Here is a 21329-nt window from a genome sequence, read left to right as displayed (position 1 = left end):
CTCAGACTAAAGCGGACGAAACAAAAGACAACCAAAAGCGAAGTGTTCGAAGAAATGGGCCGTGAAAAGTTCTTACGCGGTCTCAGGCAGCGGGCAGCCGAGCCTCTTCATCTTCTTTTCCGCCTTGTCGCGCACGTTGAAAACCTTGGCCATGTGATGGCTGTGATCCGCCCCGCGCCATTTCATCAGGAGCATATGGCATTTTTCCGCGGTGCTTTTCCCTTCTCCACCGCCACGCGCATAGGATAGCGCACCATACGAAGGCAACAGCAGCGCAACAACCACAGCGACACGAACGGCAGGCGCCATCGCCTTCCTCCTTTGCCAGGCATTTCGTCTTCAGCTTACGCCTGAACCAAACGCTCCGCAAATCCAGACATTTGCGCCCAAACTTCCGCTTCGTGCGCTTGTCACCGCCAGTCTCTCCGCGTATCAGCGAAAGCGCACAATTCAGGGAGGCTGGTTTTGAGCAAACGTTTTCTGTCGATCGGCGAATGCATGGTGGAACTCTCGCAGGCCGGTGCCGGTCTGCTGAGGAAGGGATTTGCCGGCGATACGCTGAACACCGCCTGGTATGCGCGCGCCTGCCTGTCGCCGGAGTGGTCGGTCGACTATTTCACGGCACTCGGCGACGACGCCATGTCGGACGAAATGCTTGCGTTCTTCAACCAGGCGCAGATCGGAACCGGCTTCATCCGTCGCATCAAGGGAAAGGCGCCGGGCCTCTACATGATCAGCCTGAAGGACGGCGAACGCTCGTTCAGCTACTGGCGCGATAGTTCGGCAGCCCGGTTGCTCGCCGCTGACCCCGACCGCCTGCGCGAGGCGATCGAAGCTTGTGACGTCATCTATTTCTCCGGCATCACCCTTGCCATCCTGTCGCGCGATCACGTCGATACGCTCCTTGCCGAAATCCGTCGTGCCAAGGCGGTCGGCAAGCTCGTCGCATTCGATCCGAACATTCGCCCACGGCTCTGGTCCGGCTACGATGAGATGCATGCGACCATCAGCGAAGGCGCGCGCGCATCGTCGATTGTCCTCCCCAGCTTCGATGACGAGGCAGCTCACTTCGGCGACGTTTCGATCGAAGCGACGATCGAACGGTATCGCGCGCTCGGCGCCACCAGTGTCGTCGTGAAGAACGGTGCCGACGGTGTAACCCTCAGTTTCGGCGGTACCGTCAGTTTCGTCGCGGCGGAAAAAGTGGAACAGGTCGTCGATACGACCAGTGCTGGGGACAGCTTCAACGGCGCGTTTCTGGCGAGCTATCTGCGAACGAACGACGCGACACAGGCGGCGCGCGCCGCAGCCAAGGTCGCCGCGCGCGTGGTCAGCGAGCATGGCGCGCTCGTGGCTCCTGAAAAGCTCGGGCTCGACACGCTGTAGGCATCGTGAGACGCCGACCACAGCTGTAATATTTCCATCATGGAGGCCCGGCAGAATAAGCCCTGCGGGAATCGCTTGTCCGACGACCGCCCGGAATTTGCGCCATGACCGGATACGGCGCGGATGGAAGTCAGGGCCATGCTGCAGCGTCTGTCGAATACCCCAAGCGCCCAGAGCCTCGTCTCGGAGGTAGACCGTCCGGGGGTTGCCGAGCGGCTCGTCATCGTCACCGATGCCTGGCACCCGCAAGTCAACGGTGTCGTCCGCTCCATCGAGAACACAAACCGGGAACTGGCGACGATGGGCGTTGCGGTGTCGATGGTGACGCCGCAGGATTTCCGCAGCATTCCCTGCCCTACCTATCCCGAAATTCGCCTGTCGATCGCCAGCTACCGCCGCGTGGCCCGCGCAATCGAGAAACACAAGCCTTCCTATGTGCATATCGCCACGGAAGGGCCCCTGGGCCTGCGGGCGCGGCGCTGGTGCCTGAAAAACCGCATGCCGTTCTCCACCAGTTACCACACGCGCTTTCCGGAATATGTCTCCGCCCGTTTGCCGGTGCCGAAGAGCTGGCTCTATGCCTTCGTCCGGTGGTTCCACAATTCCGGTGCCGGCTGCATGGTGGCCACCCCGAGCTTGGCGCGGGAGCTCTCTGGAAAGGGCATCCGCAACCTGATGCCCTGGAGCCGTGGCATCGACGCGAACCTCTTCCGCCCAGCGCCTCTTGATGCGACGCCCTTCGATCTTCCACGCCCGATCTTCATGACGGTCGGTCGCGTCGCCCTGGAAAAGAACCTGCCTGCTTTCCTCGACCTTGACCTGCCCGGCTCGAAGGTCGTTGTCGGCGATGGTCCGGCGCGCGCCGAACTCCAGAGCCGCTACCCCGATGTGCTGTTTACCGGTATGAAAGTCGGCGAGGAGCTGGCCAGCGCATACGCGCAGGCAGACGTCTTCGTCTTCCCGTCCCTAACGGATACCTTCGGTAATACCATCCTCGAAGCGCTTGCTTCAGGCGTTCCGGTCGCGGCCTATCCTGTTACCGGGCCGCTCGACATCATCGGGGACATCGGCGAGGTCGGCGTCCTTGACGATGACCTGCGCAGCGCCTGCCTCGCGGGCCTCGCATCCTCACGCGAAAAAGCGCGCGAGCTTGCCTTGCAGTATTCCTGGGAAGCCGCGACGCAGCAGTTCATCAACAACATCCGCGCCGCCAATGGCATCATCACGCCAAAATGGAAGAAGGCCTGGCAGTTCGCGGCGAAGTCCCGTGCCAAGGCAAGACGATCCGAGAACGAGGCGGCGCAGCTATGCGGCGGAACCGGCCTTAACGGCTAAGGCCGGTTTCTGATTCCAACTCAGGAGGACAGGCCAAGCGCCGGTTCGCTCTCTGCCCTCCGCAAGGGCGGGAAAGCCAGAGCAATGGCTGCAGCCGCAAGTCCCACCATCGCCGAGCCGATAAACAGCCACGAATAATTCTGGAAGGTGTCGAAGATCCAGCCGCCAACCAGCGGTCCGAACGCCATGCCGAGGCTCGACAGCATCGTGGCCGCGCCAAACACGGTGCCGATGATCCGGGGACCAAAATACTCCCTGGCGAGCAAGGCGTAGAGCGGCATGACGCCACCATAGGCACTGCCGAAAATCATCGCCAACATATAGAACTCGCTGAGCTGGCTGACGAAGAGATAGCCTGCGAGGGCAATGGCCTGCACCAACAACCCGCCGACGATAACAGGCTTCACCCCGACCCTGTCGGCAAGCGTTCCATAGAACAACCTGCCGCCCAGACCCGCCAGGCCCTCGACGCTGTAGATGCTGACAGCCGCCATCGGCGCCACGCCGCAGATCGTCGCGTAGTTGACCATGTGGAAAATCGGTCCCGAATGCGCCGCGCAGCAGGCAAAGAAGGTCAGGCCGAGCACAATGAACTGCGGCGACCGAAACACCTTCGATAGCGCAACCGGAGCGCCTTCGGTCGAGACATCGGTGGCAGCTTCGCCCGCGGTTGCAGGCGCACGACGGACGAGCAGTGCCGCCGGCAACAGCAATGCCCAGGCGCCAATGCCGATAATCAGCATGGCGGGACGCCACTCATAGGCAGAAATCAGCCACCGAGCGAAAGGCGAGATGGTCATGGGCGCAACGCCCATCCCTGCCGAGACAAGGGAAACGGCCAGACCACGGTTCTTGTCGAACCATGCCGTCGTCGCCGCCATCATGGGCGCGAAGAACGTGCTGGCCGCCAGGCCAACGAGAATGCCGTAGGTGAGCTGAAACTGGAGAAGCGTCGTCGCGCGGCTCGACAGGACCAGGGCCAGCCCGAGAAGAGCGGCCCCAAACAGCACGACGACACGCGGACCAAAGCGATCGCTTGCGGCGCCCCACAGGAAGCCACCGACACCCATAACAAGGAAATTGAGCGTCATCGCACTGGCGATACCGACATGCGACCAGCCGGTTGCCGTTGCGATCGGTTCCTGGAAAATCGCCAGCGAGAACATCGCGCCAAGCGCAACACAGGTCATCAGCGCACCTGCACCAACAATGACCCACCGGTAGGACATACTCATGGCCACGTAACCTCCCGAGCCGAAATAGTGATCCAATCAGCGTTACGGCATGCCTTCACAGCATGCGTGCTATTAAGACGTCCCGGCAAGCTAGCTTTCGACATCACGGTCGCACTTTTTTTGCAGGCTCCTCACTGTCCCGCGCCGGGGCAACTGGCTATTACTCGCGCTTCGGCAAGCAGAGAGTCCGGATATATTAAAATACTACTATTAGACATAACGCGATCGCCGTGAGATTCTAAAACAATAGAATCGGAAGGCGACATGTCTGGCGAGCGTTATTTATATGATTACAAGTCGCACAAAGCCGTAATGTATCAGGCTGGCGACGCACTATACCCCATGTCCAGCAGCAAGTCGGAGCATTGGATCTCCGGAGACTATATCTTTTGTTCGAATACCAAGACGATTTCTTTCTGGATCCTGGGAAACGACGTCTACGGCCACCTCGGGCGCGGAGAACTGACCCGCGAACCTGTTTATTATTTCGGCGACTGAACAAGCGTGTCTTGAGCGCTCAGCGCCCGCATCGCATTCAATAACGGCCGACCGGGGTTGAACACCCGCCCCTCATCGCCTATTTTCCGACCGTCTTTCATTCCAACAGGATGTGTGCCGCAATGGATTCCAACCGTATCGCAACGCCAACTTGCCTTGCCAACGGGGAATCTCATATCCATGCCGACATCCATTGCCATCTCCAATCTTTCCTGGTCCACGCCTGACGGACACCCTCTCCTCTCGGAACTAAACCTGACACTTGGCCCGGAACGCACGGGCTTGGTCGGCAGGAACGGCGTCGGCAAGACGACGCTCCTGAAACTGATCTCGGGAGAGCGGAAACCCCGCTCCGGCACGATATCCTTTGCGGGCAGCCTGGGCGTTCTGCGTCAGGTGGTGCAGGTCACCGCCGAAGAGACCGTGGCCGACCTCATGGGAGCGACGGAGGCTCTCGACTGGCTTCGTCGCGCAGAACTGGGCGAGGCAACAGCCGATGAACTCGCCGCCGCCGACTGGATGCTGGAGGCTCGGATCGCCGCCACCCTCGCACGCGTGGGCCTCGATGCGGAGCCTGACACAAAGCTGTCGGCGCTATCCGGTGGCCAGCGCACCCGTGCCGGGCTCGCCGCGCTCGTCTTTGCCGAACCCGATTTTCTCGTTCTCGACGAACCAACCAACAATCTCGATCGCGATGGCAGACAGGCCGTCATCGATCTGCTTGCAGGCTGGCGTTCCGGCGCGGTCGTCGTCAGTCACGACCGGGAACTGCTGGAGACCGTCGATGCCATCGTAGAGCTGACATCGCTCGGTGCAGCGCGCTATGGCGGCAACTGGAGCAGTTACCGCGAACGCAAGAGCCTGGAACTCGCGGCCGCACAGCACGATCTGGCCGATGCCGAAAAGCGCGTCGCCGACCTCGCCCGCAACGCGCAGGTCGTCGCCGAACGGAAGGCCAGGAAAGATGGAGCTGGGAAGCGCAAGGCTGCCAAGGGCGATGCTCCGCGCATCGTGCTCGGTGGCATGAAGGAGCGAAGCGAGGCCACGAGCGGCGAGGACGCCCGCCTCGCCGAGCGTCGCCGTACGCAGGCGCTCGGTGAGGCCAACGCGGCACGCGCAAGGATCGAGGTTATCCAACCACTCTCCGTCAAGCTGGCGCCGACAAACCTGCCGGCGGGCAGAACCGTTATGAAGATAGATGGCATCGCCGCAGGCTACCACCCGGACCGCCCGATCTTCACCAACCTCTCCCTCGACATGACGGGACCCGAACGCGTGGCGATCGTCGGCCCGAACGGTTCCGGCAAGACGACTTTGCTGGCGCTGATCACCCGACGCCTGCAACCATTCGCCGGCGTGGTGTCGACTGTTGCCGACCTCGCCATGCTCGACCAGCAGGTGAGCATCCTCGACGCCGGGCTGTCGATCCGCGACAACTTCCGCCGGCTAAACCCGCAATCGGACGAAAACGCCTGCCGCGCCGCCCTCGCCCGCTTCATGTTCCGGGCGGACGCCGCGCTGCAGAGCGTATCGACGCTCAGCGGCGGTCAGTTGCTGCGTGCCGGACTTGCCTGCGTCCTCGGCGGATCGTCGCCGCCATCGCTGCTCATCCTCGACGAGCCGACCAACCATCTCGACATCGATTCAATCGCGGCAGTCGAGGCCGGTTTACGCGCTTATGACGGGGCGCTCCTCGTCGTCAGCCACGACGAGGTCTTCCTGGATGCAATCGGGATAACGCGCCGGATCGAGCTTCCGCTCGCCGGCGCCTAGACCAGGCGCAGTCATGCCGTGGCGGAGGAGACCTCCGCTGCGGCACTACGTCCGGCGCTTTTTCGATTCGTACGGGTTCTCCGACGCACGATAGTGGATGCGGATCGGCACGGCCGGCATGTTGAAGTCGGTGCGCAGGCTGTTGATCAGATAGCGCGTGTAAGACTCCGGCAGGGCATCGGCGCGGGTGCAGGAGATCATGAAGGCCGGTGGACGGGCCTTGACCTGGGTCATGTACTTCAGCTTCAGGCGCCGCCCGGAAACGGCCGGTGGCGGATGCTGCGTCGTGATCGAATCGAGCCAGCGGTTGAGCTTGGCGGTCGAGACGCGCTTGTTCCACACCATGTCGGTGTCGATGATCGACTGCATCAGCTTGTCGAGGCCGCGGCCCGTCTGACCTGATATAGGAACGGCGCGGATGCCGCGCGCCTGCGGCAACAGACGTTCGGTCTTTTCGCGCAGATCCGCGAGAACCGCCTGCTGGTCCTCGATCAGGTCCCACTTGTTGAAGGCGAGCACGGCGGCACGGCCCTCGCGGATAACCAGATCCGCCAGCTGCAGGTCCTGCTTCTCGAACGGAATGGTCGCATCGAAGACGATCACCACGGTCTCGGCGAAGCGGATCGAACGCAGGGAATCGGCGACCGACAGCTTCTCGAGCTTTTCGGTGACGCGCGCCTTGCGGCGCATGCCGGCCGTGTCGAACATCTTGATGGTGCGGCCGCGCCAGTCCCACTCGACGGAAATGCTGTCGCGGGTGATGCCGGCCTCTGGTCCGGTCAGCAACCGGTCCTCGCCGAGGAAGCGGTTGATCAGCGTCGACTTGCCGGCATTCGGACGACCGATGATCGCCACGCGCAGCGGCTTGGTATCGTCGTATTCGGGCTCGTAGTCCTCGTCCTCTTCCATCTCGGCGGGAAGGTCGACGTTCGTCTCGGCAACGTCTTCCTCGTCCTTGGCATAGGCGCGGTCCTTGCCGACTGCATCGACGATGGCGTCACGCAGGTCGAGCATGCCCTGCCCGTGTTCGGCCGAGATCGGCACCGGCTCGCCGAGGCCGAGCGTGTAGGCGTCATAGAAGCCGCCGTCCGAGCCCTTGGCTTCCGACTTGTTGGCGACGAGGACGACCGGCTTGCCGCGACGGCGCAGCATCTCGGCCAGTTCCTTGTCGACCGGCGTCAGGCCGAACTTGGCATCCACCACGAACAGCGAGATGTCTGCCTCGTCGATCGCCGCTTCGGTCTGGGCACGCATGCGGCCCTGAAGGCTCTCGGCGTCGGCCTTTTCGAGACCGGCGGTATCGATGATGGTGAAGGTCAGCCCCATGAGCCGCGCATCGCCGGGGCGACGGTCGCGGGTTACGCCGGGCGTGTCATCGACAAGCGCCAGCTTCTTCCCAACCAGGCGGTTGAAAAGGGTCGACTTGCCGACATTCGGGCGACCAACGATCGCAACCGTAAAACTCATGGAAATTCCTTACACTCAGCCCTGTGCGGCGGGCGCCTTGCCGGATGCAGTGATGTTATCAAGCATCATCTGGGCGCGATTGGCAACATTGCGCGGGCTCTGCGCGTCGTCGACGATCGCCTGGTACCACTGGCGAGCCTGCGTCATGTTGCCGGCCTTGTAGGCGGCAAGACCGAGTGCTTCACGGGCGGAGTGGCGAAATGCGTTGGTGGGAACGGCCATTTCCTCGACATGGGCGGAAACCTGCTCGTAGGTGCCGCCCTCGATCAGCAGCCAGCCGGCGCGCATCTTGGCAGCATCGCGAACGGCAGCCGGTGCGGCGTTGTCCTTGCCGATCACGTCGAAGGCAGCAACGGCGCCAGCGGTGTCACCCTTCTGGGCCAGAACCGAGGCAGCGCGCAGACGTGCTAGGATCGGATAGGCGCCGTGCCCGTCTTTCTCCAGCTGCTCGAGTGCGGCAAGTGCCTCGTCGTTCTTGTTCTCGTCGGCAAGCTTCATGGCGGCAATGAACTTGTCGCCGGCGCCGGAAGACTGATTGTCGTCCCAGTATTCGTAGACCTTGAAGCCGATCGTACCGAGCACGATCAGGACGGCGAGCGCGATCAGATAACGGCCGAACCGGCGCCACGCGCCCTTCACCTGATCGGAACGCAGTTCCTCATTGACCTCACGAATGAAGCTGTCGTCGTTGAATGCCATTCTCGTCTCCGGCCGCGGATATGCCCAGTCATGCGGGTTGCACGCACATTGTGGGGCCTTCTACCCCATTTTGCGGCGGTTGTAAGGGGGATGTGAAAGATTCGTCACATGACGAGCGGGGAAACGCCGATCAGGAGTTCATGCAGCTTGAAAGTGATGAGCGCCCAGGCGATCACGCCGATGATCACGGCATAGAGGTCATATTTGGCCGAGACGAATGGCTGAAGCGTGATTTCGCCGGCGCGCTCGCGTCGTTTCAGCGAGATGCGCAGGATCACGCCCCAGGCGAGGAACGCGGCAAAGAGCAGCACCGACGACGTCTCGCCGTTGGCAAGCAGGTGCGCAAAGGCCCAGATCTTCACCGACAGCACCATCGGATGCTTGGTCTTGACCGCGATATGCCCCGCCGGCAGCAGCGAGGCGACCAGACAGATGACTGCAATCAGCATCAAGGTAATGGTGATATGCGCCATCCAGACCGGCGGCGTGTAAAGCATCCCGGTGACCTGCCGCGCCTGGCCAAAGCCATAGATCAGCAGCACAAGCGCCAGGATGCTGACGATCGAATAGGTGGCCCTCCAGCCGTTCGCCCCGAGTGTCGAGATCATGGATTGACGAAAACCAGGGGCGACGACCCGCACCAGATGAAGTCCGAGGAAAAGTATGATGCCTACGATCAGCAATGTCATGGATGCGCCTCCTGTGCGTTACCTGACTTAACGGCAGGCGGGAAAAAACGCCAGCGGCACCGCAGCTTCGCCGCAATTCTGTAACAGGAAAGCCGCAAACAAATTGTCGCGGTGCCCATGTTTCGTCCCTTTGCCCAAGCCTCCCTCGCCCTTTCCCTGCTCATGCCGGCCGCAGCCGGCGCTGCCGACCAGCCGAAACAGCTGGTGATGATCTCGTTTGACGGCGCGCACGATAATGCGCTCTGGCAGAAAAGCCGTGAGATGGCCGCCAAAAATGGCGCACACTTCACCTATTTCCTCTCCTGCACGTTCCTGATGAACCAGGCCGCGAAGAAGGTCTACCAGGCCCCGCATCAGAAGCAGGGACGGTCGAATGTCGGCTTTGCCCAGAGCGATGACGAGATCCGCGAGCGGCTCGGCAACATCTGGCACGCCCACCTCGAGGGCCATGACATATCGAGCCACGCATGCGGCCACTTCGACGGCCGCCAGTGGAGCGAGGCCGACTGGTCGCAGGAATATGCGACCTTCCACACTACCCTGAAGAACGCCTGGAAAGGCGTCGATCTCGAAGAGCCGAAAGGCTGGCAGGATCTCGTCGACCACGGCATCCAGGGTTTTCGCGCGCCATATCTCTCCGCGACGGCCGGCGCCGACATGATCTCGGCGGAAAAGAAGGCGGGCTTCACCTATGACGCCAGCCTCGTCACCAAGGGCCCGGCCATGCCCGTCGAGGAAGCCGGCATCATCCGCTTCGGCCTGCCGCTGATCCCCGAGGGCCCGCGTGAGAAGCCTATCATCGGCATGGATTACAACCTCTTCGTCCGCCATTCCAAGGGCGAGGAAGACAAGGCCGACACGAAGGAATTCGAAGACCGCGCCTACGCCGCCTTCAAGGAGGCCTTCGACAAGCAGTATGCCGGCAACCGCATCCCGCTCCAGCTCGGCTTCCATTTCGTGGAAATGAACGGTGGCGCCTACTGGCGCGCGCTCGACCGTCTGGTGAGCGATGTATGCCACCGCCAGGACGTTTCCTGCGTCAGCTATTCCGAAGCCATCCCGCTGATCAAGGCACGCGGAAAGCTGCAGCCGGCATCGACCTCCGGCCTCTGAGGCCGTTTCTGACATCGGACATCACCCAAATGAAAACGCCGCCCATCTGGAAAGATGAGCGGCGTTTTTCTTTGGTCATAGGCTGATTTGGGCGACTAGCCGTCGGCGTGGATGATGCCCGCCTCGCGCTCGAGATAGCGCTGGTCGATATCAGGCAGCGGCTCGCCTTCGATTGCGGACTCGAAGGTACGCAGGCGCTTGTAGATCGACAGCAGTTCCACGATCGTTGTCCACGAATTGACGAGATACTGGAACGAACCACGCACCTGGTCAAAGACGTTGTTGATCTGCGTCAGCAGGCCAAGCGTCAGCTTGCCGGCGACGATCGAGGGCACGAGCACGATCAGGCTGAACAGGTTGTCCGCCTGCAGATAGAAGATGCGGGCGACGTTGAAGTACATGTAGTGGAAATAGAGGCGAAAGTAGTTGCGGCGGACATTCGCGAACAATTCCGCGACGGTCGGCGGTGTCGCGCGGTCGGCATGGTCTTCACCGTAAACGAGTTCCTTGCGGTAGGACGCCTCTACCCGCTGGTTGCGGAATTCCAGGCCCGGCAGCTTGATACCGACAAGCCCGAGGAAAACCGTACCGAAGATCGACCAGAACAGCGCGGCCCAGACAAGCGCATGCGGCACTTCGCCGATCAGCGGCAGTTCAGTGATGTTGGCACCGATCTTGAAGAGAACCGGCAGGAACGCGATCAGCGTCATGACCGAGCTGACGAGGCTGACACCAAGGCTTTCCACCGTGGAGGAAAAACGCATCGTGTCTTCCTGAACACGCTGCGATGCGCCTTCGATGTGACGGAGCTTCGGCCAATGCGCCATGTAGTACTCGTTCATCGCGGTACGCCAGCGGAAGATCCAGTGGCTGACGAAGAACAGGTTCAACACGCCGACGGTGATGGCGATGAAGGCGATGCCCGCGAAACCGAGCATGCCGAGATAGAGCTGCGATGCCGTGACCGGCGCAGTCTTGGCGAGTGCCTGCTGGATAAGGTCGTAGAAAGGACCGTACCAGGCATTGATGGCGACGCTGACCTGCACCGAGAAGTACGTATTGAAGATGATCAGCGCCGAGCCGAGCACGGACCACATCTGCCAACGATGCGGGCTGTAGCTGAACCAGAAGGCCGCGAAGAGTGCGACCGCGACGACGTAGTAGATGTAGAACCACAGGAACGGCGTCGACCAGAAGACGGAAACGCCGATCGGAGCGTCCTGCCCTTCGCCGAGCGGCGGCAAGCCGATGACGGAGCCGAAGCTGGCGCCGCCAAAATACCAGAGCAGAACGGCCAGCAATGACCAGACGACAGCTGAGATGAAGAAGAGTTTCGGCTTGGGGAAGAAGGATACGAACACGGAGACGTTGCTTTCCTGAACGGGTGTCTTCGAAGTCTCTAACAGACCAATTGCGGCAAAAACTAAGGTAGTTCGCCGAAAGCAGCAATGGGCTCACCCCATTGTTACGCAATTGTAACCGACTAGGATACTTTCTTGACCACCGGCAGGACGAGCACGGCGCAGACCACCAGCGCCGCCGCAGCGACATAGGTCGGGGCCGTAAAACTCCCGGTCCGCTCGGCCATCCAGCCGCCGACAATGGGGCCGACGATCTGGCCGATACCGAAAGCCGCCGTCATCATCGCAAACGCCCGGCGCGGGCTGGCCGGCGAAAGCCTGCGGCCGATCTGCAGCCCGTATGCGGTGATCGCAAGGAACGTTGCGCCGAAGAGTGCACCGCCGATCAAAGGGGCAATCGACCGGGGCAGGAGCACCGTTGCAAGCACGCCAAGCGCCTCGACCAGCAGTGCCGCGATATAGACCCATCCCAATCCCAGCGGCCGCACCAGCGGCTTCCAGAGGAACAGCGCCACCGCGGCCGTTACGCCGGCAATGAACCAGCAGAGGAATTCCACCATCTGGCCGGCAGCATCCATGCGCGCGATGGTCACGAGGAATGTCGCGGTGATAACGTAGCCGAAACCGAATAATCCATAAGAGCCGGTCAAGAGGAGCATCGGCTTGCTCCAGACGATCGCCGGCTCGTTGCTCGCTTGGGCCGCAGCAACAGGCCCTGCGGGCAAAAGCCACCACACGGCCACGAGACTGACGGCGGCATAGATCGCGCCGCCGATCCAGTCGGCCCTCCACGCGTCGGGGCTGCCGGCATAGCCAAGACCGATCAGCATCACCATGACCGACGACAGCGCAATGCCCGCCCCCGGTCCACCGAAATGGGCGGCCTGGACATGATCGTTTCCGGCGGCCGCGGCATGGCTGAGCACGATCGACGAGGTGAAGATCATGGCGAACGCGCTGGCGGCGCCGGCGAAAAACCGGATGACCGCAAAAACCATGACCGAACTGGTCAGCGCCATCGCCGCAAGCAGCGCGGCGGTGGCCGCAAGCGCCAGAAGCGCCACCTTGCGCTCGCGCCCGGAAGCCCAGCCATAGGCAGCCAGCACGGCGCCCACGAGGTAGCCAACGAAGTTTGCTGAGGCGACGAAACCGGCATCCGCGGCCGACAGTGGCACGCCGCTCATCATGCCCGGCAGGATCGGCGTGTAGGAGAAGCGCCCGAAGCCCATGGCCGCGGCCATGGCAATGGTGCCTGCGAGGCCCGTGCGGAACAGATTTGCGGGGAGAGTCTCATTGCGTGCCAACATGCTTCGCTTATCGCGCTGCACAATGCCGGCGGCAATCAAGATTTTCTGATGGGTCGATCAATTTGAGAAAAGTGCGCGGCGCTCTTGAAAGCCATTATCTTACGATATATGTTTTACGACATAGTGAAAGATACATCTAAGGAGTGACCTATGAGAGGTTTTAGAGGTGGAATGATGGGTGGCGGCGGTTTTCGCATGGGGCGGAAATTTGCGGCCGGCGATTTGCAACTGGTGATCCTGGCCCTGCTCTCCGAGCAGCCACGCCACGGCTACGAGCTGATCAAGCTTTTGGAAGAGCGTTCGGGAGGCTTCTATGTGCCGAGCCCGGGCGTCATCTATCCCGCACTGACATATCTGGAAGAAACAGGCCTTGCCGACGTGGAGAGCGAGGGAGCCAAGAAACTCTATCGCATCACCGAAAGCGGCCGGAAACTGGTTGAGGAAAACAGCTCGATGATCGAAATGACGCTCGGAAAGCTGGAAAAGATCGGCGCCAAGATGGCGCATGTACGCCGCATATTCGATCCCGAAAGCCGAGGACCGGAACGCGAGGACGACGAAGGGTTCGGCGACGACAGGAGCGAGGTCGGGGCTGCCCGCATGCTGCTCAAGTCGGCGCTGCGACTGCGCCACCCCTGGTCAAAAGAGGAAGCCAAGCGGATCGCCGGCATTCTCGAGCGGGCAGCCGCGGAAATCCTGCAGGGCGGCCAGCGCGATTGAAATACGCATCCGCCGGCAACGGGGGAGATAAAAGCCTGACGGCGTGGCGTTACGCTTCGCCGTCGGCCAGCGTCAGGATCAGCGGTCCGTTGCGCGTCGCGACAACGGTATGCTCGTATTGTACAGTCGGCGCCTGCGGATCGCCATAGAGCGTCCAGGCATCGTCCCCGCCTTCGGCCCATGTTGCACCAAGCGACAGGAACGGCTCGACAGTAAAGACAAGGCCATCGCTCATGATTCGCTTTTCAGACGGATCCGGCCAGGTCGACAGCTCGCCGGGCTCCTCATGCAGCGAGCGCCCGACACCGTGGCTCGCAAGGTTTGTGACAAGCGTGTAGCGGTTCTTGGCGGCAAAGGCGCCGACGGCCTGGCCGATCTTGGCCAGCGGCTCACCCGCCTTCACCTGGTTGAGACCAACCCAAAGCGCGCGCTTGCCATCCCGGCAGAGCTTATCGATCTTTGACTTGGATGGCGGCACACTGAAGGAAGCCCCCGTATCGGAAAAGAACCCGTCCTTTTCAGCCGAAACGTCGATATTGACGAGGTCACCCGGCCGGATGACGCGGGCGCCCGGAATACCATGGGCGATTTCCTCGTTGACGCTGATGCAGGTTGCGCCGGGAAACTGGTAGCAGAACTCGGGCGCCGAGCGTGCGCCGGCATCCTCAAGCATCTTGCGGCCGATCTGATCGAGCTCCAGCGTGGTGATACCAGGTTCGAGCGCAGCAGCCATCCCCTTCAAGGTATTGGCACAAATGCGGCCGATTTCCTTCAGCTTGAGGAGTTCGTCTTCACTCTCGATAATCATGAACCTGTCCGGCCTCCGCGGGCCGGTCGGCCGGCTCTCAGTCAGAATGAGAGCATGACGTCGCGGGAATTCCAACTCATCCTTTTGCGCCATGCTTGTGCTTAGGCGGTGGCTTTCGCGCCTTCGCCGCTTTCAGTCAATGCCTTTCTGACAATCGGCGCGACTTTCGTGCCATAGAGCTCGATACCGCGCATGATCTGGTCATGCGGCATCAGACCGATCGCCATCTGCAACAGGAACCGGTCGTTCTTGAACAGCCTGTGATGTGCGATGATCTTTTCCGCCACCAGTTCGGGATCGCCGACAAACAACGCCCCCTTCGGACCGCGCGACAGGTCGAAATGCACGCGATTGGTGGGTCCCCAACCGCGTTCGCGGCCAATGCGGTTCATCACCTCGGCCTGTGGACCATAGAATTGATCGGCCGCCGCGTCCGTCGTATCGGCGATGAAGCCGTGGACGTTGATACTGGTCTTGAGCTTCGAAACGTCCTGTTCCGCCCGTCGGGCGGCCTCACGATAAAGATCGAACAAGGGCGCAAACCGCCGCGGCTCACCACCGATAATCGCCAGCGCCACCGGCAACCCGAGCGCCCCTGCCCGCGCCAGCGACTGCGGCGTACCGCCGACCGCCACCCATATCGGCAGCGGATCCTGCAGGGGTCGCGGATAAACACCCCGCCCATTGATCGCCGCACGCATCTCGCCGGACCACGTGACCACCTCGTTGTCGCGCAGCGCCATCAGCAGATCGAGCTTCTCCTCGAACAGCTGGTCGTAATCTTCAAGATTGTAGCCGAACAGCGGGAAGGACTCGATGAACGAGCCTCGCCCGGCCATGAGCTCCGCGCGACCGTTCGAAAGCAGGTCGAGCGTCGAATATTGCTGGAAAACCCGCACCGGGTCATCGGAACTGAGCACCGTCACCGCGCTCGTCAGCCGAATATTTTTCGTCTTCACGGCAGCAGCCGCCAGTGCGACCGCGGGCGCCGAAGCGGCATAATCCGGCCGGTGATGCTCGCCCAGGCCGAACACATCGAGCCCGACCTGATCGGCGAGTTCGATCTCCTCGATCAGGTGCTTCAGTCGTTCGGCCCCCTCCGCCCCCTTGCTCCGGCTTGGATTGGGGTTCACGTCGGCAAAGGTATAGAGGCCTAGTTCCATGGCATGCATCCCGTTGAATTCATGTCTGGAGATAAGGATGGGGCAGTCGAGGTGCAATTACAAATTCTAGAACGAATTGTTCGAGAATATTGATGGGCGGCGCAGGTCCAACACCTGCGCCGCGACCAGAATTCGACTCCAAATTCAAGGACTTCAGAGCCGGAACGGAATCATCTTCCGAACGGCTTCGTATCGGAGATAAAGCCCGCCCCAGGCAATGAGGCCGAGATAGACGCCGAACAGCAGATGCGAAAACACCGGGCTGCCGACGCGCAGATGCGTCGCGATTGCCCCGCCGAGAAGACCGGTGAGGAGAATGGCGCCGAGCACCGATGTGCGCGGCAACGCATAGAGCAGCGCGCAGGCGAGCGTGATGATGCCGAGGCTACGCGCAAGCGCCGGGTCGGCGGAATAGCCGAGTGCCGTCAGCGTGTCCGTCACCGGCGCGATCGGCACCAGCTTGATCGCGCCGTCGAAGAGGAGGAAAGCAACGATGAGCCCGCTCATCACGCTCCCCGTCACGGTCTGCCAACGCGGCTGCACGGCATGTGATTCAATAACTGCGGACATGGCTATATCCCCTTGTTCGGATTCCTGAATTCACATCCGGGCCAGCAACTCGGCAAGCTGGTCGGCGCATTTGCCCCAGCCCTCATGGAAGCCCATCTCCTCGTGGGTCTTCTTGTCCTCGGCGGTCCAGTGCGCAGCCGTCGCCGTGTATTTGGTACGGCCGTTGCCGAGGTCTTCGAGCAGCACGGTCGCCGTCATGAACGGCTTTTCCGACGGCACCCAGGCGGTGGTATAGGCGTCGGTGAAGACCAGCTTCTCGTTCTCGACGACCTCAAGATAGACGCCGCGGTTGGGAAACTCCTGTCCCTCCGGGCTGCGCATGACGATGAGATTGGCGCCACCAGGACGCAGGTCGATTTCGGCCCGGGCAATGCTCCAGGGCCGTGGCACAAACCACTCCTTCATCAGTTCCGGATCCGTCCAGGCTTTGAAGATCTTTTCGCGCGGCGCATCAAATTCGCGGACGAGAACCAATTCGTGTTCGGCAGTAGCGGTCATTTCCAAATTCTCCGTTTGAGCGAAACCCGTTTTGCATCAGGTTGTTACAAGGACGTTGGATCTGTCGCCGTCCCGACAGGCAGCAAGATTTCCTGCAAGATTTATTTTGCGAGGGGAAGCGCCGGCATATGCTGCAGACTATCGATCTGCATGCGGATGTGAGCCGCTTCCGGTGCCGAATGCGCCAGCGCAATGGCACGATCGAAGGCTTCCCTTGCCTCGCGGACCCGGCCGATCTGCTTCAGGAGGCCACCGCGCAGGCCGTGGTAATAGAAATAGCCGTCAAGCTTCTCTTGCAGCGTCTCGACAAGCATCAGCGCTTCTTCCGGCCCCCGCAGCTTCGATACGGCCACGGCCCGGTTGAGCGTCACGACAGGTGACGGCTGCATCCGCTCCAACGCGCGATAGAGTAGCTCGATTTCTTCCCAGTCCGTATCCTCGGCCCGCTTGGCCCGCGAATGCAGCGCTGCGATCGCTGCCTGAAACTGGTAGGGACCAGGCTGCCGGTGGCGGATCGCCTTGTCGAGCAGCGCCAGCGCCTCGTTGATCAGCTCGCGATTCCAGCGCGACCGATCCTGGTCTTCCAGGAGGACAATGTCGTTGTCCGCGCTGAAACGCGCCTCGCGCCGCGAGATCTGCAGCAGCATGAGCGCCAGCAAGCCCATGATCTCGGGTTCAGCAGGAAAGATCCGCAGAAGCAGTCGGCCAAGACGGATCGCCTCGTCGCTGAAGGCACAGGCCTCGCGCTTCGGATCTGCCTGGCTGTAGCCTTCGTTGAAGACGAGATAGACCATGGTGCTGACGATCTGCAGCCGCTCCGCCCGCTCCGCCGCATCCGGCGTCTCGAACGGCACACCGGCCTTGGCAACGCGCGCCTTGGCTCGCGTGATACGCTGTTCCATGGCGCTTTCGCCGACGAGAAAGGCCCGCGCGATCTGCTGTACGGAAAGCCCGGAGACGATGCGCAGCGCCAGAGCAATCTGTTGCGTCGCCGGCAGGTCGGGATGGCAGCAGATGAACAGCAGCCGCAGGATATCGTCGCGATAGTTGGAATCGTCCAGCCGCTCGGCGATATCGCTTTCGGCGTCCCCGGTGTCGGAAATCAGCTCCTCGTCAGGAAGCGCCTGTGTCTTCGAGCGCTTGCGCACCGCATCGATGCCGCTGTTGCGGCCAACGAAGATCAGCCATGCCGTGGGATCGCGCGGCGGCCCCTTGTCCGGCCAGGTGCGGATGGCGCGCAGGCAAGCCTCCTGGAAGGCCTCTTCCGCGATATCGAGATCGCGGAAGTATCTGAGCAGCGCGCCAAGCGCCTTCGGTCGGGCCGAAGCAAGCGTCACGTCGATCCAGGCAATGTCTGTCATGTCGAAGTTTCTCCCGGCCGGAACACGTAGAACGGCCGAATTTCGTAAGAGGTGGAACCCGGGTTGACGGACGACAACTCCTTGGAAAAGGCCACGGCCTCCTCCAGCGTGTCGAAGTCAACCACATAGAAACCGAGAAGCGCTTCCTTCGTTTCGGCGAAGGGACCGTCGAGCACCAGAGGCTCTTCCTTGCCCTTGCGCACGGTCGTCGCCGCCGTCGTCGGCATCAGTCGCCCGACCGGTCCAAGCTTGCCGGCCTTGGCGATCGGTTCCTGAACCGCGTAGAGCTTCGCCATCACGGCGTCCTCTTCCTCCTTGGTCCAGGAGAAAACCGTCTCTTCATTGGCATAACAAAGAATTGCATAAAGCATCTCGTACTCCTCTTCCTCAATGACGCAGGAGTAACGCGATGCCCGACAGGACGCAGCAAAAATTTCAGCCGAGTGCGGGAGTGCGCCTGGTCGCCGTCACCTGGGAGCCACCTGAGGCCGAGCTCAACTCATGCCCATGCCCCCGCCGGCAGCGGCGGTCACAATTGACGATCAGATCCTATAGCCGATGGCGTGCATGATCTGGTCAGCAATGCCTGCCGCGCTTCACCACGACAGCATGGGAACGACGTGGTGAACTATGGACCTTGCTCCACTACTTGGCTGTCTGCTTGTCGCTCGAGAGGGTGTGCGCAACGAGCGCGTTTGCATGGCCGTGACCCATTCCGTGATCGCGCTTCAGCATCTCGACCAGTTCCATGTGCTTGGCAGGATAGTGACGTCGCACGATCTGCTGCCAGTCATCGATCGGGCGGCCGTATGTCTTTTCGATCGATGGAAAATAGGAAGCAGGTCCTTTGACCTTCTCGGTGCTCATCGAGGGTCATCCCCTCTTCGTGCCGCGTCAATGACAGCAACGTCGATTTTCCTCATCGTCATCATCGCTTCGAATGCGCGGCTCGCTTGGTTACCGCCCGCTGCAAGGGCGTCCATGAGAGTGCGAGGTGTGATCTGCCAGGAAATTCCCCACTTGTCCTTGCACCAACCACATTCGCTTTCCTGGCCGCCGTTGCCGACAATCGCGTCCCAATAGCGATCCGTTTCTTCCTGATCCTCGGTGCTGACCTGGAATGAGAACGCCTCGCTATGCTTGAATGTGGGGCCGCCGTTCAATCCGACGCAGGCGACACCCAACACCGTGAACTCGACGACCAGAACGTCTCCCTCTTCTCCGTCGGGGTATCTGCCGGGCGCGCGGATGATGGCTCCCATCTTGCTGTCAGGAAAAGTTGCTGCGTAAAAGCGGGCGGCTTCCTCAGCGTCCTTGTTGTACCACAGGCAAATTGTGTTCTTAGGCATCGTGCTGTCCTCCGGCTTGCTGTCTCCGTCAGGTCGAGAACCGACCCGATGATACAATGACGCACCAGCGGCCTCCAATCCGACATCATGTTCGAGATAGCGGCACTTTTATTTGTCGCGGACAAACCTCGCGAGCCGACCGGCGGCCTCGGTAGCTCTGCGTCAGCAACTGACCACTACGACCCGGCATGCGTTACTCAAGCCCCGGATGCAGCCCACCAATTCTGTTTAAACAACGGTTAACCAACCAGGCGCATATTAGCGACGCTGCAAGGGCATATGTGCAGCACGCATGTAAAGCATGGCAGTGCAGTGACTTGCATAAAAAGGGGTCCGCAGCAGTTTGTTGCGGACCCCTTTCTAATTTGGTTTGGAAGCAAGATCTCAGAAGCGTTGTGGCGCGGCCGGCTTGTTGCCGACGATGGCGTCGATGCGCGCCAGAACCTCTGAATTTACCTTGTTCTTGTTCTCCAGGGCCGCCAGGTTGTCCTTCAATTGGCTAAGCCGCGATGCACCGAGAATGACGGTCGAGACGTGGCGGTTCGAAAGGCACCAAAGCAGGGCGAGATGGGTCATGGATATTCCGATCTCGTCGGCGAGGCGTGTCAATTCCTCTACCTGGGATAGCTGCGCGCGTCCGGCTTCGCTCGACCATTTCTCCTTGAGCCATTCATATCCGGGCAGGTTCAGGCGGCTATCGTTCGGGGTACCCTTGTTGTACTTGCCGGTCAGGATGCCTGACGCCAGCGGCGACCAGATTGTCGTGCCGAGCCCCATCAGTTCGTAAAGCGGCAGGTAATCGCTCTCCACCTTCTGACGCTCGAAGATATTATACTGAGGCTGCTCCATCGTCGGCGGCGTTATGCGCAGGTCACGGGCCACCGCGAAGGCTTCCGTCAGTTGCTGCGCCGACCATTCGGAGGTGCCCCAGTAGAGAACCTTGCCCTGAGTGATGAGATCGTGCATCGCGCGTACGGTCTCTTCGATTGGCGTATCGATATCAGGGCGATGGCAGAAATAGAGATCGAGATAGTCCACCTGCAGGCGCTTAAGCGCGGCGTGCGCGGCATCTGTCACATGCTTCCGCGACAGGCCTCGCTGCGTCGGCTTGCTGCCTCCCCAGAAAACCTTGCTCGAAACGATATAGCTGTCGCGGGTCCAGCCCAGGGTCTTGAGCGCCTCGCCCATGACCACTTCCGATTTCCCGCTCTCGTAACCCTCGGCGTTATCAAAGAAATTGACGCCGTTATCGTAGGCATGTGCCATCAAGCTTACGGCATCGCCGCCGTCGACTTGCTTGCCGAACGTAACCCACGATCCGAACGAAAATTCACTGACCTGCAGGCCAGACTTTCCAAGACGGCGATATTCCATGACGTTTCCTCTCCACTGACGACGGTGAGTGTACTAGCGGAAGATCCGTTCTGCGGCAAACGCCCGAGCTAAGAGATCGCGGTGATCTCGAGTTCGTGGCCACCGACTTCGACGGCATCGCCGACGGCCTTGCCTATAAGGAGCCGAGCAACCGGCGAGACGAAGGAGATCGAGCCGGCCTTGGGATCGGCTTCGTCCTCGCCGACGATGCGGTAGGTCTGCACACGGCCGTCGTCGCGGCTGAAGGTCACCGTGCTGCCGAACGCCACGGTGTCCGTGGAGACAGGATCAGGGACGAGTTGGGCCGTGCGCACCCGGGCCACAAGATAGCGGGCGTCACGCAGGGGCGCTGCGGCCTGGCGCCGCCGTTCGTTCACATCTTCGATTGTGCTCGCGGCCTCGTAGGCCTCGCGCGCTTGCTGAAGCTGCAGTTCGAGGGCCTTCAATCCCGCTTCCGTGACAAGGTTCGGATGGGGCGAAATCACCCGGTCGGGCAGCAGCGTTTCCGAAGCTGTTTCGAAGCTCTCTTCCTTGGTGAAGGCAACGGCCAATCTCTAAACTCCGTCTTTGCTACCGCGCTCGGGCGGTGCATGAGGCAATCGTCTCGTCGAACGTGCATATAC

General features: G+C 61.2%; 23 protein-coding genes. 6 read left to right on the top strand and 17 right to left on the bottom strand.

Annotation, left to right across the window (positions count from 1 at the left end; all coding sequences use genetic code 11):
* Window positions 1–72: 72 nt before the first annotated feature.
* Entirely contained in the window at window positions 73–309 is a 237-nt protein-coding gene (locus QTL94_RS15000; RefSeq protein WP_289802419.1) for a hypothetical protein, read from the bottom strand.
* Between the two features lie 156 nt (window positions 310–465).
* Here QTL94_RS15000 and QTL94_RS14995 point away from each other — a divergent pair, with 156 nt between their 5' ends.
* Window positions 466–1386 (top strand): sugar kinase, encoded by a 921-nt coding sequence (locus QTL94_RS14995; RefSeq protein WP_065690895.1) that lies wholly within the window; start codon window positions 466–468, stop codon window positions 1384–1386.
* A 138-nt stretch (window positions 1387–1524) separates the two neighbouring features.
* Window positions 1525–2721: a glycosyltransferase family 4 protein gene (locus tag QTL94_RS14990; RefSeq protein WP_289802544.1), complete on the top strand. Its 1197-nt coding sequence runs from the start codon at window positions 1525–1527 to the stop codon at window positions 2719–2721.
* Window positions 2722–2741: 20 nt separating this feature from the next.
* On the opposite strand, the gene QTL94_RS14985 is transcribed toward QTL94_RS14990, so the two are convergent.
* Window positions 2742–3956 (bottom strand): MFS transporter, encoded by a 1215-nt coding sequence (locus tag QTL94_RS14985; protein WP_289802418.1) that lies wholly within the window; start codon window positions 3954–3956, stop codon window positions 2742–2744.
* A 264-nt stretch (window positions 3957–4220) separates the two neighbouring features.
* Between QTL94_RS14985 and QTL94_RS14980 the strand changes: the two genes are divergently transcribed.
* Together QTL94_RS14980 and QTL94_RS14975 are read left to right on the top strand one after the other, a co-directional pair.
* Window positions 4221–4454 carry a hypothetical protein gene (locus QTL94_RS14980; protein WP_065690892.1) on the top strand — a complete coding sequence of 78 codons (234 nt, stop codon included), beginning with the start codon at window positions 4221–4223 and terminating at the stop codon, window positions 4452–4454.
* 180 nt (window positions 4455–4634) lie between these two features.
* Window positions 4635–6227, top strand: a complete 1593-nt coding sequence (locus QTL94_RS14975; RefSeq protein WP_289802417.1) for an ABC-F family ATP-binding cassette domain-containing protein — start codon at window positions 4635–4637, stop codon at window positions 6225–6227.
* A gap of 45 nt (window positions 6228–6272) precedes the next feature.
* On the opposite strand, the gene der is transcribed toward QTL94_RS14975, so the two are convergent.
* The 3 genes from der to QTL94_RS14960 form a co-directional block, all read right to left on the bottom strand.
* Window positions 6273–7694, bottom strand: coding sequence for a ribosome biogenesis GTPase Der (gene der, locus QTL94_RS14970; RefSeq protein WP_289802416.1), 1422 nt, complete (start codon window positions 7692–7694; stop codon window positions 6273–6275).
* A gap of 15 nt (window positions 7695–7709) precedes the next feature.
* Window positions 7710–8393 (bottom strand): tetratricopeptide repeat protein, encoded by a 684-nt coding sequence (locus QTL94_RS14965; protein WP_065690889.1) that lies wholly within the window; start codon window positions 8391–8393, stop codon window positions 7710–7712.
* A gap of 104 nt (window positions 8394–8497) precedes the next feature.
* On the bottom strand, window positions 8498–9082 hold the full coding sequence (locus QTL94_RS14960; protein WP_289802415.1) for an NnrU family protein: 585 nt from the start codon (window positions 9080–9082) through the stop codon (window positions 8498–8500).
* Between the two features lie 117 nt (window positions 9083–9199).
* Between QTL94_RS14960 and QTL94_RS14955 the strand changes: the two genes are divergently transcribed.
* Entirely contained in the window at window positions 9200–10195 is a 996-nt protein-coding gene (locus QTL94_RS14955; RefSeq protein WP_289802414.1) for a polysaccharide deacetylase family protein, read from the top strand.
* 95 nt (window positions 10196–10290) lie between these two features.
* Here QTL94_RS14955 and bacA read toward each other — a convergent pair whose 3' ends face one another.
* Together bacA and QTL94_RS14945 are read right to left on the bottom strand one after the other, a co-directional pair.
* Window positions 10291–11556: a bacteroid development protein BacA gene (gene bacA, locus QTL94_RS14950; RefSeq protein WP_289802413.1), complete on the bottom strand. Its 1266-nt coding sequence runs from the start codon at window positions 11554–11556 to the stop codon at window positions 10291–10293.
* Between the two features lie 122 nt (window positions 11557–11678).
* The gene (locus QTL94_RS14945) at window positions 11679–12863 is read right to left on the bottom strand and encodes a YbfB/YjiJ family MFS transporter (RefSeq protein ID WP_289802412.1); all 1185 of its coding nucleotides are present in this window, start codon (window positions 12861–12863) and stop codon (window positions 11679–11681) included.
* Window positions 12864–13013: 150 nt separating this feature from the next.
* On the opposite strand from QTL94_RS14945, the gene QTL94_RS14940 reads away from it, so the two are divergent.
* A complete protein-coding gene (locus tag QTL94_RS14940) occupies window positions 13014–13583 on the top strand; it encodes a PadR family transcriptional regulator (protein WP_065690885.1) in 570 nt (189 codons plus the stop codon).
* A 49-nt stretch (window positions 13584–13632) separates the two neighbouring features.
* Here the strand turns inward: QTL94_RS14940 and map are convergent, their stop codons facing one another.
* The 10 genes from map to greA all read right to left on the bottom strand — a co-directional run bounded on the left by map (window position 13633) and on the right by greA (window position 21257).
* Window positions 13633–14391 carry a type I methionyl aminopeptidase gene (gene map, locus QTL94_RS14935; protein ID WP_065690953.1) on the bottom strand — a complete coding sequence of 253 codons (759 nt, stop codon included), beginning with the start codon at window positions 14389–14391 and terminating at the stop codon, window positions 13633–13635.
* 101 nt (window positions 14392–14492) lie between these two features.
* Complete coding sequence (locus tag QTL94_RS14930; RefSeq protein ID WP_065690952.1) at window positions 14493–15554, bottom strand: LLM class flavin-dependent oxidoreductase; 1062 nt, start codon at window positions 15552–15554, stop codon at window positions 14493–14495.
* A 153-nt stretch (window positions 15555–15707) separates the two neighbouring features.
* A complete protein-coding gene (locus tag QTL94_RS14925) occupies window positions 15708–16124 on the bottom strand; it encodes a DoxX family protein (RefSeq protein WP_289802411.1) in 417 nt (138 codons plus the stop codon).
* Window positions 16125–16154: 30 nt separating this feature from the next.
* Complete coding sequence (locus tag QTL94_RS14920) at window positions 16155–16622, bottom strand: SRPBCC family protein (protein ID WP_289802410.1); 468 nt, start codon at window positions 16620–16622, stop codon at window positions 16155–16157.
* A gap of 101 nt (window positions 16623–16723) precedes the next feature.
* Complete coding sequence (locus QTL94_RS14915) at window positions 16724–17983, bottom strand: RNA polymerase sigma factor (RefSeq protein WP_289802409.1); 1260 nt, start codon at window positions 17981–17983, stop codon at window positions 16724–16726.
* Entirely contained in the window at window positions 17980–18354 is a 375-nt protein-coding gene (locus tag QTL94_RS14910) for a YciI family protein (protein WP_289802408.1), read from the bottom strand. The genes QTL94_RS14915 and QTL94_RS14910 overlap by 4 nt, the downstream gene beginning before the upstream one ends.
* 274 nt (window positions 18355–18628) lie before the next feature.
* The gene (locus tag QTL94_RS14905) at window positions 18629–18850 is read right to left on the bottom strand and encodes a DUF4287 domain-containing protein (RefSeq protein WP_289802407.1); all 222 of its coding nucleotides are present in this window, start codon (window positions 18848–18850) and stop codon (window positions 18629–18631) included.
* Window positions 18847–19332: a VOC family protein gene (locus QTL94_RS14900; RefSeq protein ID WP_289802406.1), complete on the bottom strand. Its 486-nt coding sequence runs from the start codon at window positions 19330–19332 to the stop codon at window positions 18847–18849. Before QTL94_RS14900 ends, QTL94_RS14905 begins: the two co-directional genes overlap by 4 nt.
* A 384-nt stretch (window positions 19333–19716) precedes the next feature.
* Window positions 19717–20706 (bottom strand): potassium channel beta subunit family protein, encoded by a 990-nt coding sequence (locus QTL94_RS14895; RefSeq protein ID WP_289802405.1) that lies wholly within the window; start codon window positions 20704–20706, stop codon window positions 19717–19719.
* Between the two features lie 68 nt (window positions 20707–20774).
* Entirely contained in the window at window positions 20775–21257 is a 483-nt protein-coding gene (greA, locus tag QTL94_RS14890; RefSeq protein ID WP_289802404.1) for a transcription elongation factor GreA, read from the bottom strand.
* Between the last annotated feature and the right edge of the window lie 72 nt (window positions 21258–21329).

The organism is Rhizobium sp. S96 (assembly GCF_030382195.1).
Taxonomy (GTDB): domain Bacteria; phylum Pseudomonadota; class Alphaproteobacteria; order Rhizobiales; family Rhizobiaceae; genus Rhizobium.
Note: the sequence above shows the minus strand (reverse complement) of the source record. Positions and strands in the feature narration are given on the sequence as shown.

What these genes read in the sequence shown, in the direction of transcription:
- QTL94_RS15000 (WP_289802419.1), bottom strand. Translation starts at nt 309, where the DNA reads ATGGCGCCTGCCGTTCGTGTCGCTGTGGTTGTTGCGCTGCTGTTGCCT.
- QTL94_RS14990 (WP_289802544.1), top strand. Translation starts at nt 1,525, where the DNA reads ATGCTGCAGCGTCTGTCGAATACCCCAAGCGCCCAGAGCCTCGTCTCG.
- QTL94_RS14985 (WP_289802418.1), bottom strand. Translation starts at nt 3,956, where the DNA reads ATGAGTATGTCCTACCGGTGGGTCATTGTTGGTGCAGGTGCGCTGATG.
- QTL94_RS14980 (WP_065690892.1), top strand. Translation starts at nt 4,221, where the DNA reads ATGTCTGGCGAGCGTTATTTATATGATTACAAGTCGCACAAAGCCGTA.
- QTL94_RS14975 (WP_289802417.1), top strand. Translation starts at nt 4,635, where the DNA reads ATGCCGACATCCATTGCCATCTCCAATCTTTCCTGGTCCACGCCTGAC.
- der (WP_289802416.1), bottom strand. Translation starts at nt 7,694, where the DNA reads ATGAGTTTTACGGTTGCGATCGTTGGTCGCCCGAATGTCGGCAAGTCG.
- QTL94_RS14965 (WP_065690889.1), bottom strand. Translation starts at nt 8,393, where the DNA reads ATGGCATTCAACGACGACAGCTTCATTCGTGAGGTCAATGAGGAACTG.
- QTL94_RS14960 (WP_289802415.1), bottom strand. Translation starts at nt 9,082, where the DNA reads ATGACATTGCTGATCGTAGGCATCATACTTTTCCTCGGACTTCATCTG.
- QTL94_RS14955 (WP_289802414.1), top strand. Translation starts at nt 9,200, where the DNA reads ATGTTTCGTCCCTTTGCCCAAGCCTCCCTCGCCCTTTCCCTGCTCATG.
- QTL94_RS14945 (WP_289802412.1), bottom strand. Translation starts at nt 12,863, where the DNA reads ATGTTGGCACGCAATGAGACTCTCCCCGCAAATCTGTTCCGCACGGGC.
- QTL94_RS14940 (WP_065690885.1), top strand. Translation starts at nt 13,014, where the DNA reads ATGAGAGGTTTTAGAGGTGGAATGATGGGTGGCGGCGGTTTTCGCATG.
- map (WP_065690953.1), bottom strand. Translation starts at nt 14,391, where the DNA reads ATGATTATCGAGAGTGAAGACGAACTCCTCAAGCTGAAGGAAATCGGC.
- QTL94_RS14930 (WP_065690952.1), bottom strand. Translation starts at nt 15,554, where the DNA reads ATGGAACTAGGCCTCTATACCTTTGCCGACGTGAACCCCAATCCAAGC.
- QTL94_RS14925 (WP_289802411.1), bottom strand. Translation starts at nt 16,124, where the DNA reads ATGTCCGCAGTTATTGAATCACATGCCGTGCAGCCGCGTTGGCAGACC.
- QTL94_RS14920 (WP_289802410.1), bottom strand. Translation starts at nt 16,622, where the DNA reads ATGACCGCTACTGCCGAACACGAATTGGTTCTCGTCCGCGAATTTGAT.
- QTL94_RS14915 (WP_289802409.1), bottom strand. Translation starts at nt 17,983, where the DNA reads ATGACAGACATTGCCTGGATCGACGTGACGCTTGCTTCGGCCCGACCG.
- QTL94_RS14910 (WP_289802408.1), bottom strand. Translation starts at nt 18,354, where the DNA reads ATGCTTTATGCAATTCTTTGTTATGCCAATGAAGAGACGGTTTTCTCC.
- QTL94_RS14905 (WP_289802407.1), bottom strand. Translation starts at nt 18,850, where the DNA reads ATGAGCACCGAGAAGGTCAAAGGACCTGCTTCCTATTTTCCATCGATC.
- QTL94_RS14900 (WP_289802406.1), bottom strand. Translation starts at nt 19,332, where the DNA reads ATGCCTAAGAACACAATTTGCCTGTGGTACAACAAGGACGCTGAGGAA.
- QTL94_RS14895 (WP_289802405.1), bottom strand. Translation starts at nt 20,706, where the DNA reads ATGGAATATCGCCGTCTTGGAAAGTCTGGCCTGCAGGTCAGTGAATTT.